Consider the following 13,257-nt stretch of genomic DNA (forward strand, 5'->3'; position numbering starts at 1 on the left):
CTGCACAACCTCGCCTTGGCCGGATAGCGGCGAGCGCACGCACCTCAACTGCCACTGCCCATCGCGACTCGAAGATCGATTACGGGACAACCCCTTGGCGTCGGGTTTCTAACTGGTCGGCTCCTGGGGCTTGTCCGCTGCTGGTCCGGCAGCGGGCCCGGCGGGTTCAGCGGACTCGCTGTCGTCCTTCTCGACGGTGCCCGCAAGGTCGGGGGCGCCCGGGCCTACGGGCGGCAGGTCAGGGGTCACGGCGTTGCGGTTCTCCGGAACACGAGCCGGAAGCTCCGGCTCCGTGGTGTCACTGGCGCGGTCCATGGCGGGTGTCTCCTCCTAGGTCGTCCGTACGCAGCCCGCCTGCCCGTCTTACGTCGACGCATCCGCCCCCGCGTACGGTCATCCGCTCGCGCGTGATCCCGGTCTGATCCTGGTCCCGTACGCGGTCATTCCGCTGCTCTGCGCCGTCAGGTCGTTCCCTTTGCGTTGTACGGGTTGGCCTTCCGGCCTGCGCCGTTGCCGTTGCCGTTGCCGTTGCCGTTCAGCGCAGCCCGGGCCGTCGGCCGGGTGGAGGTCAGGGCCCTGCCGGCACCAGATGCGCGTCGTCGATGTACAGGAGAAGAGCGCCGTCCTCCGGGCACCTCAGGCCGACCGAAATCCTTCGTGCCGAGCCGTCACCGGCGAGATCGAACGCCACGACGCTCTGAAACACCCGGTGTCCTTCAGGGCACGCCCAGCCGTCCCCCGCTTCGCCTGAAGAGCCAGGGGTGAAAGGGGAGGACTGAACGTCGGACGGCGCGAGTCTCCACGGATAGGCCATCGGCTTCAACGGCGACTCGTCGGGATGGACGTCCCCGTCCCAGATCCCGACCGGCATCAGGCAACCCCAGCAGTAGCACTCACCCGCCACGGCCTGGAACTCGTCCGCATCACACCACTTGCACACGAGCGGTACGGTCACCACCTGTCCGCCCTGCCTCCGGTCAGCAGCCCTCCTCGTCAGCGCCACCACATCACCCTGACCTACGGGTGCTTCACCGGCCGGGCCGAAGCTCCACGCTGCCTCACGATCCATGGCCCGGATCCTCGCACGGCACCACACCGGCCGGCCTGATGCCCCCAGCCCCCAGCCCACGGCCCACGGCCGGGGGGCTTCGGTCCAGGATCGCCCGCTTCGTTCCCACCCGCGGCCCCTACCGGATCCGCAGCCCCGGCAGCCGGTCAGCGAGCCGCCGTACACCCGCTCACCCTCACCTCAAGATCAACTGGACCCGAGCAGTCTCACTCCCGCCGACCCGTCACGGACGGGCTGCTCGGATCACCGACCAGCGGGGCCGAGGGCCGGCGCATCCTGCAGGTCCAGCTGGCACTCGTAGGCCACGTGCGTCGGCAGGTAGCCGAGCGTGTCGTTGACGCGGCGCATGTACGGGTTGTTGTCGGCGGTATCGGTGAGCAGGCCGCCGAGTTCGGGGTGGCTCTCGCGGGCCGCGAGGATTGCGGCCGCCTTCATCCAGCGGGCCAGGCCGTGGCCCCGGTGCTCGGCCAGGACGGCCGTGCCGTAGTGCAGGGCGTCGCCGGTACCGCTGCCCGGGACCACGAGTTCGGTGAAGCCGGCGACGGACCCGTCGGACCGGTCGACGGCCGCGACGGTGTACAGGATCTCCCCGCGTGCCTCGACGGCCGCGGCCGCGGCCCGTATCCGTTCGACGTCCCAGACCACCGTGCCGTAGTCGACGGTGCCCATCGGCATGTCGTCCATCGCGCGGCGAGAGGCCACGTAGGTGTCGGCGAGTTCGTCGGGTACGTGCCCCTCCCACGCGGTCAACCGGTAGTCGGCGGGCGGTGTTTCGGCGATCGCGGTCAGGGAGGGGAGGTCCGCGTCGGCCAGGGCGAGGCGGGCGTAGGTCAGGGTCAACGCGATCCGGAACCCTCCGGCGGCCAGGAAGCCGGGGCCGGGGGTGCCGTCCTGGACCTGGGCGACGATGCTGCGCCGGCCGTCCTCGTGGGCTGCCGCCGCGGCCGCCGCGAGCAGCTGGGTACCGATCCGCTTCCGCCGCTCGGCGGGATGGACCTGGATGTCCAGTTCAGCGAGGTGCTGCTGGCCCTCCTTGGTGAACAGGCGCAGGAAGGCGGACCCGACGGGGCTTCCGTCGGCGTCCGAGGCCAGCCAGGCCAGGCGGCGGCTGGAGGAGGTCTCGTCGGGGTCGGTCAGGGCGGTGATGCGGACGGACAAGCTGTCTCCGTAGCTGGGAGCTGGGCGGCGGGGTGCCGCTGGGCAGTTCACGCGGGTGTTGACGCGGTGCAGGGAGGGTACTGACGGCTCGTCACTGGGCCCACGGCAGGGGCCGGGTGCCCTCGGTGTCCGGTACGCGGGCCACGCCGTCCCTACGCATCGCGACGTGGGCAGCGGCGTCCTGCGGGGCGTGGACCTGGCGGAGGACGTCCGGGGGAAGGATGAAGGTCCGGCCCGCCGGAACGGTTGCGGTGTGTCCGCCGCAGCTGACCTCGAGCACGCCGGAGGACACGGTCCAGACCTGTTCGCGGCTGACGGCGTGTTCGGGGCCGGTCTGTCCGGCCGCCATGGTGACGGTCCAGGTGCTCAGCTCGCTGCTGCCGCGGCTGGGCGCGGCCAGACCGGTCATGCGTGCGTTCGGTGACTCGACGACGTGCTCGTCGGCCGGCGCGATCACGTGCAAGGTCGGCTGCGTGGCGGGAGCGGCCTCGGCGGGGGCGGTGCTGTCGGCGGGGGCGGCCCATTCGACGAGCTGGACCACGATGCCGTTCGGGTCGGTGAGCTGGAACAGCCGCTCGCCCCAGGGTTCTTCGCGCAGCGGCATGGTGATCGGGGCGCCGGCCTCGCGCAGACGGCGCTCCTCGGCGTCGAGGCCGGTGACGGTGAGCGCGAGGATCAGGCCGCCGGCCTGCCGGTCGCGCTGCTCCGGCGGAAGCACCTCGATGCCGGTGCGGAGCAGCACGATGTCGGCGGCGGCATCCTCACGGGTCAGGGAGACGAATCCCTCGGCGGCCACGGCGACCTGGTAGCCGAGGTGGGTGCAGAGGAACTCGCGGGAGGCGTCCACGTCGTCGACGGTGAGGGACAGGGTGGAGGTGGTGACGTTCAGGGGAACTCCTGGAAAGGGGGGCCAACGGGATGGCGGCGGGACCGTGAGGGGGGAACGGGTGCCGCGGTAGGGGTCGCGCAGTGCGGCCGGACGGTGGGCGCCGACCGTGCTGGGCGGAGGACTTCGTGCACACGGGGGCGGGGCCGGCGTTCAGACCGGGTCCGCCGCGGTCACCTGGACGGCCGGGTCCAGACGCGGGCCGGGCGAACAGGACGGAACAGCCTGCCGGACGCCGGCGCCGGCAAGGCCGACGTCCGGGCCGACGGCGTGGGGGTGCGGCCCGTGGGTACGGGCTCGGACCGGGCCGTGCGGGTGTCCGCCCGACCTGCGGCGGCGCGGGCCGCGGCGGGCAGGGGGTCTGCGTACCCGGCGTCTGCGTACCGGGCGTCTGCGTACTGGGCGAGCAGGTGCGGGACGGCACGTGCGGTGGGGCTGGGCGGGGAGTCGCCGGCACCGTCGGGAGGGGTGAAGCGGTCGACGGGGCGGCCGTGGAAACAGCTGAGCTGGCGCAATTCCAATCCGTTCAGTCAGGCGAATTTTGCGACGGACGTAAACTTAGGTGGAGGCTCCGAGAAGGTCAAGGCTAATTTTGCATCAGGGGTAAGATTCTTCTTCATGGCTACCGACATGGGACTCCGCGAGTCCAAGAAGCAGGAGACCAGGCAGCTGATCTCCGACTGCGCGACCAGGCTCTTCATCGAGCAGGGCTTCGAGCAGACCACCATCGCCGAGATCGCCACCGCGGCCCGGGTCGCCAAGAAGACGGTGACCAACTACTTCCCCCGCAAGGAGGACCTCGCCCTCGACCACCACGAGGAGTTCACCCAGGGCCTGGCCCGGTCGGTCGCGGAGCGCGGCCCGGACGAGACGCCGCTCGCCGCCCTGAGCCGGACCTTCCGGACCGCCCTGCTGGAGCACAGCCCCGTCGTCGGCTTCACCGGCCCCGCGTTCGCCCGGATGGTGGCCGACAGCCCCACCCTCACCGCCCGGCTCCGCGAACTGCACGATCGGCGCGAAGACGCGCTGGCCACCGCCCTCGCCACCGCCGTCCCGACCGACACCCCGGCGATCGCCCTGCGGGCCGCCGCTGCCCTGATCGCCGCATCGGACCGCCTCCTGTTCCGCCGTATCCAGGAACTCACCCTGGACGGACAGACCAACGACGTAATCGAAGCCACCCTCCTCCCCCAGGCCGACCACCTCCGCACCCTGCTCGCCGCCGCCCTCGCCAACGACCCCACCGGCGCCCCCTGGTAAGAACCGCCGCCCGCCCCGGACTCGCTCAGCCCGGCGACGGCCCTTCGCCGACAACCCGCCGGTCATCGAACCGCGCACCGATGTTCCTTGATCGAACGTGCGATCCGTAAGATCGTTTGAGGCATGCAGGCGCACGCGCGAACTCCAGCGTGCCGCGCCCGCGGCCTGACCCTGTGCGAAGCCCCCCTTTCGACGGGCTCGGGCAGCCTCATCGCAGGCCGTCGGCGCCGAAGGCACCGTGCGAACTGCTCCGGGCCCGCCCGCGGGAGATGTCGGCCGACCAGCCCCCTGAGGGGACGAAGAATGCTTGCCCTGCCAGGCGCGACGTGTGTCGTACCAGGGCGGGCGGAAGCCGGGCTGCGCCTCAGGAAGTCGGCTCAGCCCGGAAACCGAGGAATCAAGGAGATGGACGAAGTGCGTGTGCTGTTGTCGACGTATGGGTCACGCGGGGACGTCGAACCGCTGGTGGGCCTCGCAGTACGGCTGCGGGAACTCGGCGCGGAAGTCCGGGTGTGCGCCCCGCCGGACGAGGACTTCGCGGAACGGATGGCCGGAGTCGGTGTGTCCGTGGTCGGCGTCGGGCAGTCGGCCCGCGCCCTGACGACCGCGGCACCGCCGCCGTCGATGGGCAATCTGCCCCAGCGCGCAGCCGAACTGATAGCCAGCCAGTTCGAGGTCATGCCCGCGGCGGCAGAGGGCTGCGACGTGCTGATGGCCACAGGCGCGATGCCGGCCATCGCCGGAGCGCGGTCGATTGCCGAGAAGCTGGGCATCGGCTACGTGTCCGCGATCTTCCAGCAGCTGACCCTGCCCTCTCCTCAGCGCCCCCCGCTGGCCTACCCGGGCCGGCCGTTCCCGCCGGAGGTGACCGACAACCGCGCGCTGTGGGACCTCGACGCCCAGAGCATCGACGCACTGTTCGGCGAGGCCCTCAACACCAACCGGGCGTCGATCGGCCTGCCGCCGGTGGACAACGTACGCGACTACGCCTTCGGCGACCGGCCGTGGCTGGCGACGGACCCGGTGCTCGACCCGTGGCACGAGACGCCGGACCTCGACGTCGTCCAGACCGGCGCGTGGACCCTGCCCGACGAGCGACCGCTCCCGCAGGACCTGGAGGCCTTTCTGCAGGACGGCGCGCCGCCCGTCTACGTGGGCTTCGGCAGCATGGCCGTGCGCGCCGGGCAGGACGCGGCCCGGGTGGCCATCGAGGCGGTTCGCGCGCAGGGTCGCCGGGTACTCGTCGGGCGCGGCTGGGCGGACCTGGGCCTCATCGACGAGCGGGGCGACTGTTTCGCCATCGGCGAGGTCAACCACCAGCAGATGTTCCGGCAGGTGGCTGCCGTCGTGCACCACGGCGGCGCGGGGACGACCACCACGGCCGCCCGGGCCGGTGCCCCCCAAGTGGTGGTGCCCCAGTTGGCGGACCAGCCGTACTGGGCGGCCCGGGTGGCTGAACTCGGCATCGGTACGGCTCACGACGGCCCCGTCCCGACCGTCGCGTCCCTGTCCGCCGCACTCAGCACGGCCCTCTCCCCCGAGACGGGAGCACGAGCGAAGGCAGTCGCGGGCACCGTCCGCACCGACGGGGCGGCGGCGGCCGCGAAGCTGCTCCTCGACACGGGGAACCCGCGCCGCTGAAGCACGGCCGGTGACAGCGGCGGCGGTGAGGGGGTGGGAGGAGGAGGCGGGCCCGGTCGCGGGCCCGGAGGCGGTGCTGCTGCTGGGCACCCTGTGCGACGCCACCCGCCGCCGGGGGGGAGTGGCACCTCCTATCCGTGCCGCGGACCCCGCCGCGGCCGCTGGTCACGGCGAGTGCGCTTGCGCGGGACGTCGTCCGGCCCGGCCTGCTGCCCGAGGTGCCGGCCGCGCACCGCCCGCCGCGGGAGCGTCCGGGCACGTGACGGCCACGGGTTCACCGGCGCCGGGGCCCCTGTCCGGGCGGGGTGGGGCGGGTGCCCCAACGGTCTGGCCGGCGGGGGGCACCGCGTCCTTTAGGATTCAGGCCGGCCGTGGGGCTGCGGCTCGTCGCTGTGCGCGGCGGCTGCGGAGAGGGCGGGCCGGCCAGTCCAGGAGAGCGGCCTGGGTCAGGGTTGTGGTCCGTACGGGGACCCTATGACGTTGATCATGAAGCTCCCGGGGAATTGCGTGCCCGCCGGCGTGCGTCTCAGTGGTGTGAGGTGCCCAGTCCACCCACCCGCGTACAGAAGACCCCCAGGGAGAAGTGAGGTATGCCAGTGATCTGCGTCGGAGGCATGATCGGGATCGGCAAGACGAGTGTGGCCGAGCTGCTCGCCAAGGAGCTGGGCAGCGAGGTCTTCTACGAGAGCGTGGAAGACAATCCGATCCTTCCGCTCTTCTACACGGCGGGCCCCGAGGAGATCCAGGCGAGGCGCTACCCCTTCCTGCTCCAGCTCTACTTCCTGCAGACGCGGTTCGCCTCGATCAAGGAGGCGTACAAGCAGGGCGACAACGTCCTGGACCGGTCCATCTACGAGGACTGGTACTTCGCCAAGGTCAACCACGACCTCGGCCGGATCAGCTCCCTCGAGATGCGGGTGTACGAGGGGCTGCTCCACGAAATGATGCGCGAGATCGACGGCCTGCCGTACCGCAAGGCTCCCGATCTCATGGTCTACCTCAAGGCGGACTTCGAGACGGTGCTGCACCGTATCGGGCTGCGGGGCCGCGATTTCGAGCAGGACGAGAGCCTCGTCGAGTACTACCGGACGCTGTGGTCCGGCTACGACGACTGGGTGCACAAGCACTACGCGGCCAGCGAGGTCCTCGTCGTCGACATGAACCGGACGGACGTGGTGAACGATCCCGAGGACGCGGCCCGGGTGGTGCAGGAGGTCAAGGACGCCCTGGCCGCGGTCAGGCGCCGGGCCTGAGTGCAGGGCGTGCCCCGTGAACCTGCCGGCCCGGGCTCGGTCAGGGAGGGGCCGCCCGGTACGGGGCCTCGGCGGGGTACGGCGGCCGGCGCCGGAGCGCCCCTTGTGCCCACGCGGTCAGGGCGCGAGCGAGCGGGCCAGCAGGTGGGCGTCGAGGAAGCCCCGTTCGGAGGCCGGGTCGTGGAGCAGCTGGGCGAACGGGGCGAGCCCGGCGGCGGTCAGCAGGTCGGCGAACCGGTCGACGGGCCAGCTGTAGGCGGGGGTCACCTTGTGGTCGAAGCGGACCGGCTCGGGTCCGCCGGTCGCGAAGAAGGAGACCAGGAGCAGGCCGCCCGGTGCGAGGGCGCGCGCCTGCTCGGCGAGCAGGGCGGGGAGTTCGCCGGGCGGGGTGTGGATCATCGAGTAGTGGGCCAGGATGCCGCCGAGCGTGCCGTCCTCGACCGGCAGGGCCTCCATCCGCGCCTCGTCGAACCGCAGCGCGGGGTGGGCCCGGCGGGCGTGGTCGATCATGGCCGGGGAGAGGTCGAGGCCGAAGGCGTCCAGCCCCAGGTCGTGGAGCATGGCGGTCAGGTGTCCGGGGCCGCAGCCGGCGTCGGCCGTCCGCAGGTTTCCCGTGCCGCGGACCAGCTCGGCGAAGGTGGTGATCATGGCCCGTGCGAACGGCTGCGTCTCCAGGCGGCCGGCGAACAGTGACGCGTACAGCTCGACGATCCCGTCGTAGGCCGCCCTGGTCCCGTCCTGGTGCTCCGCCACGGGGGAGAAGCTGACATCCCCGTGCCGGCCCCGTCCCCGGGGACGGGCGTCCTTTCCCACGGTCAGGGGACGGCCCATCAGCGGGTCCTGGGTGTTCGGGCCGGCCCGGAGGCGGAGGGCTCGCGGCCCTCCAGGGCATGGCGGAGCTTGTCCATAGTCATGGCCAGATCGTAGACCGGCGTCCCGGGGCCCGGGCCTGCGGCCCGTGGGCGCGCGCGGGCCGTTCGCCGGGCGACGGTCCACTCGACCGGGGGCTCGTCACGGCGTCCTCGCACCCGGAGGGCCTCGGCCCGGTGCCGGGCGGACAGCAGGACCAGGCGCCGGCCGCGTGCTTCCGCTCGGCGTCGCCGCGGCGCCGATGGCCTGCCTGACGGAGTGGCGCGTGGCCCTGGCCGCCGACCTGCTGCGCGAGTCCGGCGCCCCGCTGGACGTCGTCGCCCGGCGGGTCGGCCCCGGCCGCGGGTTCGCCGTCAGCCCGGTGTTCCAGCGGGCGTACGGCGTCAGCCCGCAGGAACACCGCAGCGCCGGTCCGCGGTGCGTCGCGGCGGCCCGCAGCCGTGCGTAGCCGCCGCGCCGCCGCCGCGGGCGGCGGCTGACCGGGTCAGCCGCCGGAGCGGCGCTCCGGGACGCTGCCGTGCAGGACGTAGCGCTTCCCGCCGATGCCGCGTACGCCCGGCGTCTCCTTCGTGAGCCTGGTCGTCTCGTGGGCGATCGGGCTGGCGAGGAAGGCCAGGTGCTCCTCGTCGCCGGTGAACTCGGCGTAGTTCAGGACGCGGCTGCCGTCGAGGCTGTAGTGGAAGTGTGCCGAGAGGAGTCCCGGGGTGGCCTCGGTGAGCGGCCCGTCGAGCAGCCGGTCGATGACGTTGCGCTGTGCGGCGCGGCCGTCGACGTCGAAGGTGGGCGCGACGATGCGGGTGGGGGCGCTCCCGGTGTCGAAGACGGTGCTGCGGTAGCGCTCGAAGGCGATGGGGGCGCTGCGTTCGATGTCGGTGCCGCCGGCGCCGAGGCCGCGCAGGGGTGCGGGGGCGCGGAAGGCGCGGCCCGATGCGAGGTACGCGTCGATGTCCGTCCACTGCTCGTAGGTCCAGACGTTCTCGCCCTCGGTGCTCACGTAGCAGTTCTGCGACAGCAGGCCTTCGGGGCGGGGGGCGGCGGACCATTCGGCGACGACGGCGTCGGCCACGGCCCGCTGGATGTCGGCGGTGCCCACGTGGAGCGGGGTGATGAGCGCGAGCGTCGAGTCCGGGCGGTCGATGGTGGGGTGGACGGGAGTGGCCATGTCTGTCTGTCTCCTTGTGGTTCTCAGCCGTCGGTCCGCCGCTGGTTCACGGGGTGGCCGAGGCGGCCGTTTTCGTCCGCAGGTCCGGGGACGGGGTGTCCGGGGAGTCCTGCGGCAGATCCGGGGGTCCGGCCGGGCGGCCGGTGTTGCGCAGCAGGACCGCCACGGCCACGGCCAGTACGGTCACGACGACGGCGCAGGTGAGGGCGACGGCGTGCAGGCTGTCCAGGAACGCGGCCCGGGCGGAGTCCAGGAGGTCGCCGCTGAGCTGCTGCGGGAGTTCGGCGGAGGCGCGCACGGCGCCGCCGAGCGATTCCCCGGCGGATGCGGTGGCCTCGGCCGGGACGGCGCCGAGGTCGCTGTCCGCGATGCCGTCCCGGTAGACGGCGCTGCCGATGCTGCCGAGGACGGCGAGGCCGAGGGCCCCGCCGAGCTCGTTGCCGGTGGAGGTGACGGCCGACGCGGCGCCGGCCCGCTCGGGCGGGGCGGCGCTGACGGCCATGTCGGTACCGAGGACGCCCATGGCGGCCAGGCCGACGAACAGGACGACGGTTCCGGTGACGAGGACGGCCAGGCCCGAGACGTCGACCTGGGTGATGATGCCGAAGCCGGCGGCGGCGACCAGCAGGCCGAAGGCCATGACGTACGCGGGCCGGATACGGCGCGCCACGGAGGGGGTCAGGAGCGCGACGGGGATGCCGGCGAGGGTCATCGGCAGCGTCCACAGCCCGGCCTCCAGCGGCGGGAGGCCGTGGACGAGCTGGAGGTACTGGGCGGCGAAGAAGTTGATGCCCATCATGACGGCGCTGTTCAGGAGCAGGGCGACGATCGCGGTGTTGAAGCGGGCGGTGCTGAACAGGGCCAGGTCCAGGAGCGGGTCGGAGGAGGCGCGCTGGCGGCGTACGAAGGCCACGCCGGCCAGGGCTCCGGCGACGACGGCCGCGGCGGCGGCGAGGGTCGGGCCCTGTTCCGCGATCTGCTTGATCCCGTAGACGACGGCGAGGACGGCGATCAGTGACAGGAGTGCGCTGACGAAGTCCACCCGGCCGGCGTCGTCGGTGCGGTACTCGGGCAGCATCTTCGGGCCGAACACCAGCAGGAGCACCATGACGGGGACGCCCATGAGGAAGACGGCGCCCCACCAGAAGGCGTCCAGGAGTGCGCCGCCGACCAGGGGTCCGAGGGTGGCTCCGACCATGAAGCTGGTCATCCAGATGCCGATGGCGCGCGAGCGCTGGACCTCGTCGTGGAACATGTTGCGGATGAGCGCCATGGTCGAGGGCATCAGTGTCGCGCCGGCGATCCCGAGGAGTCCGCGGGTGACGATGAGCATCTCGGCGCTCGTGGAGAAGGCGGCGAGGACGGATGCGCCGGCGAAGGCCGCGGCGCCGTAGAGGAGGAGCCGGCGGCGGCCGATGTGGTCTCCGACGGTGCCCGCCGTGACCATCCAGCCAGCGATCATGAATCCGTAGATGTCGACGATCCAGAGCAGCTGGGTGCTGCTCGGGCGCAGGTCCTCGCTGAGGTCGGGGACGGCCAGGTGAAGGACCGTCAGGTCCATGGAGACCAGGAGGGTGGGAAGGGCCAGCATGGCCAGCCCGATCCATTCCCTCCTGCCAGCCTTGGCCGGAGCAACCACCATGGAGTACCTCTCTTGCTTGTCACGGGTGACCGACGGGGTCGTCGGGGCAGGTCCGGCCATCGTCCTGCGGGTGATTCGCTGGGATCAACCGGGTTGCCGTCGGATTGTCAGGTCTGAACGGGGATATGACCTCGGGTCACGCGTCGAGGCCCTGGTGGAGGTGGTAGCGCTTGTAGCCGATGGGGCGGACTCCGGGCATGTCCTGCGCGATCCGCAGGGACCGGTGGCGGGTGGCTCCTTCGAGGAACTCGACGTGGGCCTGGTCGCTCACCCATTCCGCGAAGTTGATCACGCGGGTGCCGTCGAGGCTGAGGTGGAAGTGGGAGGCGATCAGGCCGGCCTGTTCCTCGGCGGGGGCCTTCTCGAGGTTGCCGACGACCTGGGCCACGATCGTCTCCTGCCGGTTCGCGCCGTCCACGTCGAAGCTGGCGGCGACCACGGCGTTCGGTGCGCCCGCGTCCGGGTCGGCCACCACGCTGCGGTGCAGGCGGAACTGGATCGGCTCGACGCGGGCGGGGCCGTCCGGCAGGCTGCGCAGGAAGGTCCGGTAGACGGTGTCGTCGGTGCACTGGGCGTAGGTGAGCACCGTGTCGTGGTCGGTGCTCAGGTAGCAGGAGAGGTGGAGGATCCCCTCGGGCCAGGGCGTCGAACGCCAGGCGGCGACGATCTCGTCGAGGACGGCCCGCCCCTGGTCGGCGCCGTCGACGAACCAGTAGCTCATGTAGCGGACGTGCGCGTCGGGGCGGGCGATCCGGGCCATGGTGGCCTGCGGAGCGGTGGAATCGGTCGTGGTCATGGTCGTCTCCTGCGAGGGGTGATCGGGTCGGGGCGGGTTCACTCGCCGCTGCCGCCGAAGGAGCGGTGCAGGGCCTCGGCGAGGTCTCCGTCGCCGCTGACCCAGGCCACGTAGCCGTCGGGCCGGATCAGCAGGGCGTCGGCCGCGGCCGGTTCGCCGGGCTGTGCGGGGCGGGTCGCGCGGGCGCGGACCACCTGCACGCGGTCGCCCCAGGCCCGGGCGGTCTGCGCCGGTCCGGGGTCGTCGCCGAGCTGCAGCAGCAGGGTGCGGGCGGGGTGCAGCAGCCGGGTGCTGGTGGTCTCGCTGCCGTCGTCGAGGACCAGCTCGGTGTCGGGCATGCGCATGCCGAGCAGGGGGTGGTCGCCGAGGGCGCTCAGGTCGTAGCGGATGTCCAGGCCGCTGACCAGTCCGGCCAGGTGGCGGGCGGCGGTTTCGTCGCTGAAGACCCGGGTGAGGATGTCGCGCAGGGGCTGCATCTCCTCGCCGCCGAGGAACAGGGTGGCCTGGGCCCGGGTGTTCTTCAGCAGTTCCGCACCCACCGGGTGGCGTTCCTCGTGGTAGGTGTCCAGGAGGTCCTCGTGGGCGCGGCCGGTCAGGACGGCGCCGAGCTTCCAGCCGAGGTTCACGGCGTCCTGGATGCTCACGTTCATGCCCTGGCCGCCGGCCGGGAGGTGGATGTGCGCGGCGTCCCCGGCCAGCAGCACGCGGCCGCGCCGGTACTCGCTCGCCTGGCGGGCGGCGTCGGAGAAGGAGCTCACCCACACCGGGGTGGCGGCGGAGATGTCGTCTCCGCTGACCCGCTTCCACGCCTCGGCGACCTCGGTGAACGAGGGCTGTCCGGTGCGCTGCCGGTACGGGCGGCCGTGCTCGAAGACGACGACGCGCATCGTGTCCGCGCCCAGGGGTGCGGCCAGCAGCATGCCGCCGGGGCGGCGTGCGCCCGACCACAGCTTGGGCAGTTCGAGGTCCTTGACGTCGGCGAGGAGCAGCTCCGCGGTGGCGTCGGTCCCCGGGAAGCCGAAGCCGCCCTCCCGGCGTACGAGGCTGCGGCCGCCGTCGCAGCCCACCAGGTAGCGGGCCGTCAGGCGCTGTTCGCCTTCCGGGGTCCGGACGCGCACCTCGACGTGGTCGCCGTGGTCGGTGAAGCCGGTCACGGCGTGGCCGCGCCGGATGCCGGCGCCGAGTTCCGCGGCCCACTGGGCGAGCATCGTCACCGTGCGCGCCTGCGAGATGCCGGTGACGCCGGCGTGCGTACCGCCGCCGACGGCGAAGTCGACGGGGACGCTGCCGAAGTGGCCGCCGGGCGAGCGGTTCAGTTCGCCGAGCCGGGGCAGCAGTCCGCGCTGGTCGAACACCTCCAGGGTGCGCGCGGTGAATCCCATGCCGCGGGATTCGGCGCTGGGGCTGCTCTCCTTCTCGAGGACGATGACATCGGCGCCCGCGAGCCGCAGTTCCCCGGCGAGCATGAGCCCTGCGGGCCCGGCTCCGACGACGATGACGTCTGTGTCCATTGCTTCGCG

At 72.4% G+C, this 13,257-nt stretch carries 13 protein-coding genes; 4 read left to right on the plus strand and 9 right to left on the minus strand.

Translation table 11 applies throughout. From position 1 onward, the window contains the following. Window positions 1–108 precede the first annotated feature (108 nt). From ACFWUZ_RS32655 to ACFWUZ_RS32670, 4 genes are all read right to left on the minus strand, one after another. Window positions 109–315 (minus strand): hypothetical protein, encoded by a 207-nt coding sequence (locus ACFWUZ_RS32655; RefSeq protein WP_384381138.1) that lies wholly within the window; start codon window positions 313–315, stop codon window positions 109–111. A gap of 253 nt (window positions 316–568) precedes the next feature. After that, window positions 569–1,069 carry a hypothetical protein gene (locus ACFWUZ_RS32660; protein WP_384381140.1) on the minus strand — a complete coding sequence of 167 codons (501 nt, stop codon included), beginning with the start codon at window positions 1,067–1,069 and terminating at the stop codon, window positions 569–571. A gap of 243 nt (window positions 1,070–1,312) precedes the next feature. Then, on the minus strand, window positions 1,313–2,227 hold the full coding sequence (locus tag ACFWUZ_RS32665) for a GNAT family N-acetyltransferase (RefSeq protein ID WP_384381142.1): 915 nt from the start codon (window positions 2,225–2,227) through the stop codon (window positions 1,313–1,315). 91 nt (window positions 2,228–2,318) lie between these two features. After that, a complete protein-coding gene (locus tag ACFWUZ_RS32670) occupies window positions 2,319–3,116 on the minus strand; it encodes a VOC family protein (RefSeq protein WP_384381232.1) in 798 nt (265 codons plus the stop codon). A 627-nt stretch (window positions 3,117–3,743) separates the two neighbouring features. Here ACFWUZ_RS32670 and ACFWUZ_RS32675 point away from each other — a divergent pair. The 3 genes from ACFWUZ_RS32675 (at window position 3,744) to ACFWUZ_RS32685 (ending at window position 7,267) form a co-directional block, all read left to right on the plus strand. Next, complete coding sequence (locus ACFWUZ_RS32675; protein WP_384381234.1) at window positions 3,744–4,373, plus strand: TetR/AcrR family transcriptional regulator; 630 nt, start codon at window positions 3,744–3,746, stop codon at window positions 4,371–4,373. Between the two features lie 405 nt (window positions 4,374–4,778). Next, the gene (locus ACFWUZ_RS32680) at window positions 4,779–6,014 is read left to right on the plus strand and encodes a glycosyltransferase (RefSeq protein ID WP_384381144.1); all 1,236 of its coding nucleotides are present in this window, start codon (window positions 4,779–4,781) and stop codon (window positions 6,012–6,014) included. A gap of 590 nt (window positions 6,015–6,604) precedes the next feature. Then, window positions 6,605–7,267, plus strand: a complete 663-nt coding sequence (locus tag ACFWUZ_RS32685) for a deoxynucleoside kinase (protein ID WP_384381146.1) — start codon at window positions 6,605–6,607, stop codon at window positions 7,265–7,267. Window positions 7,268–7,384: 117 nt separating this feature from the next. On the opposite strand, the gene ACFWUZ_RS32690 is transcribed toward ACFWUZ_RS32685, so the two are convergent. Further along, window positions 7,385–8,020 (minus strand): class I SAM-dependent methyltransferase, encoded by a 636-nt coding sequence (locus ACFWUZ_RS32690; protein ID WP_384381148.1) that lies wholly within the window; start codon window positions 8,018–8,020, stop codon window positions 7,385–7,387. A 328-nt stretch (window positions 8,021–8,348) separates the two neighbouring features. On the opposite strand from ACFWUZ_RS32690, the gene ACFWUZ_RS32695 reads away from it, so the two are divergent. Further along, window positions 8,349–8,585: a hypothetical protein gene (locus tag ACFWUZ_RS32695; protein WP_384381150.1), complete on the plus strand. Its 237-nt coding sequence runs from the start codon at window positions 8,349–8,351 to the stop codon at window positions 8,583–8,585. Window positions 8,586–8,621: 36 nt separating this feature from the next. Here ACFWUZ_RS32695 and ACFWUZ_RS32700 read toward each other — a convergent pair whose 3' ends face one another. From ACFWUZ_RS32700 to ACFWUZ_RS32715, 4 genes are all read right to left on the minus strand, one after another. Then, on the minus strand, window positions 8,622–9,299 hold the full coding sequence (locus ACFWUZ_RS32700) for a monooxygenase (protein ID WP_384381152.1): 678 nt from the start codon (window positions 9,297–9,299) through the stop codon (window positions 8,622–8,624). A 46-nt stretch (window positions 9,300–9,345) separates the two neighbouring features. Continuing rightward, entirely contained in the window at window positions 9,346–10,941 is a 1,596-nt protein-coding gene (locus tag ACFWUZ_RS32705) for an MFS transporter (protein WP_384381154.1), read from the minus strand. Window positions 10,942–11,077: 136 nt separating this feature from the next. Next, window positions 11,078–11,737 (minus strand): hypothetical protein, encoded by a 660-nt coding sequence (locus tag ACFWUZ_RS32710; RefSeq protein WP_384381156.1) that lies wholly within the window; start codon window positions 11,735–11,737, stop codon window positions 11,078–11,080. A gap of 38 nt (window positions 11,738–11,775) precedes the next feature. Continuing rightward, window positions 11,776–13,248 (minus strand): FAD-dependent monooxygenase, encoded by a 1,473-nt coding sequence (locus tag ACFWUZ_RS32715; RefSeq protein ID WP_384381158.1) that lies wholly within the window; start codon window positions 13,246–13,248, stop codon window positions 11,776–11,778. Window positions 13,249–13,257: the final 9 nt, after the last annotated feature.

The sequence above is a fragment of the Streptomyces sp. NPDC058646 genome, assembly GCF_042716875.1.
Classification (GTDB): domain Bacteria; phylum Actinomycetota; class Actinomycetes; order Streptomycetales; family Streptomycetaceae; genus Streptomyces.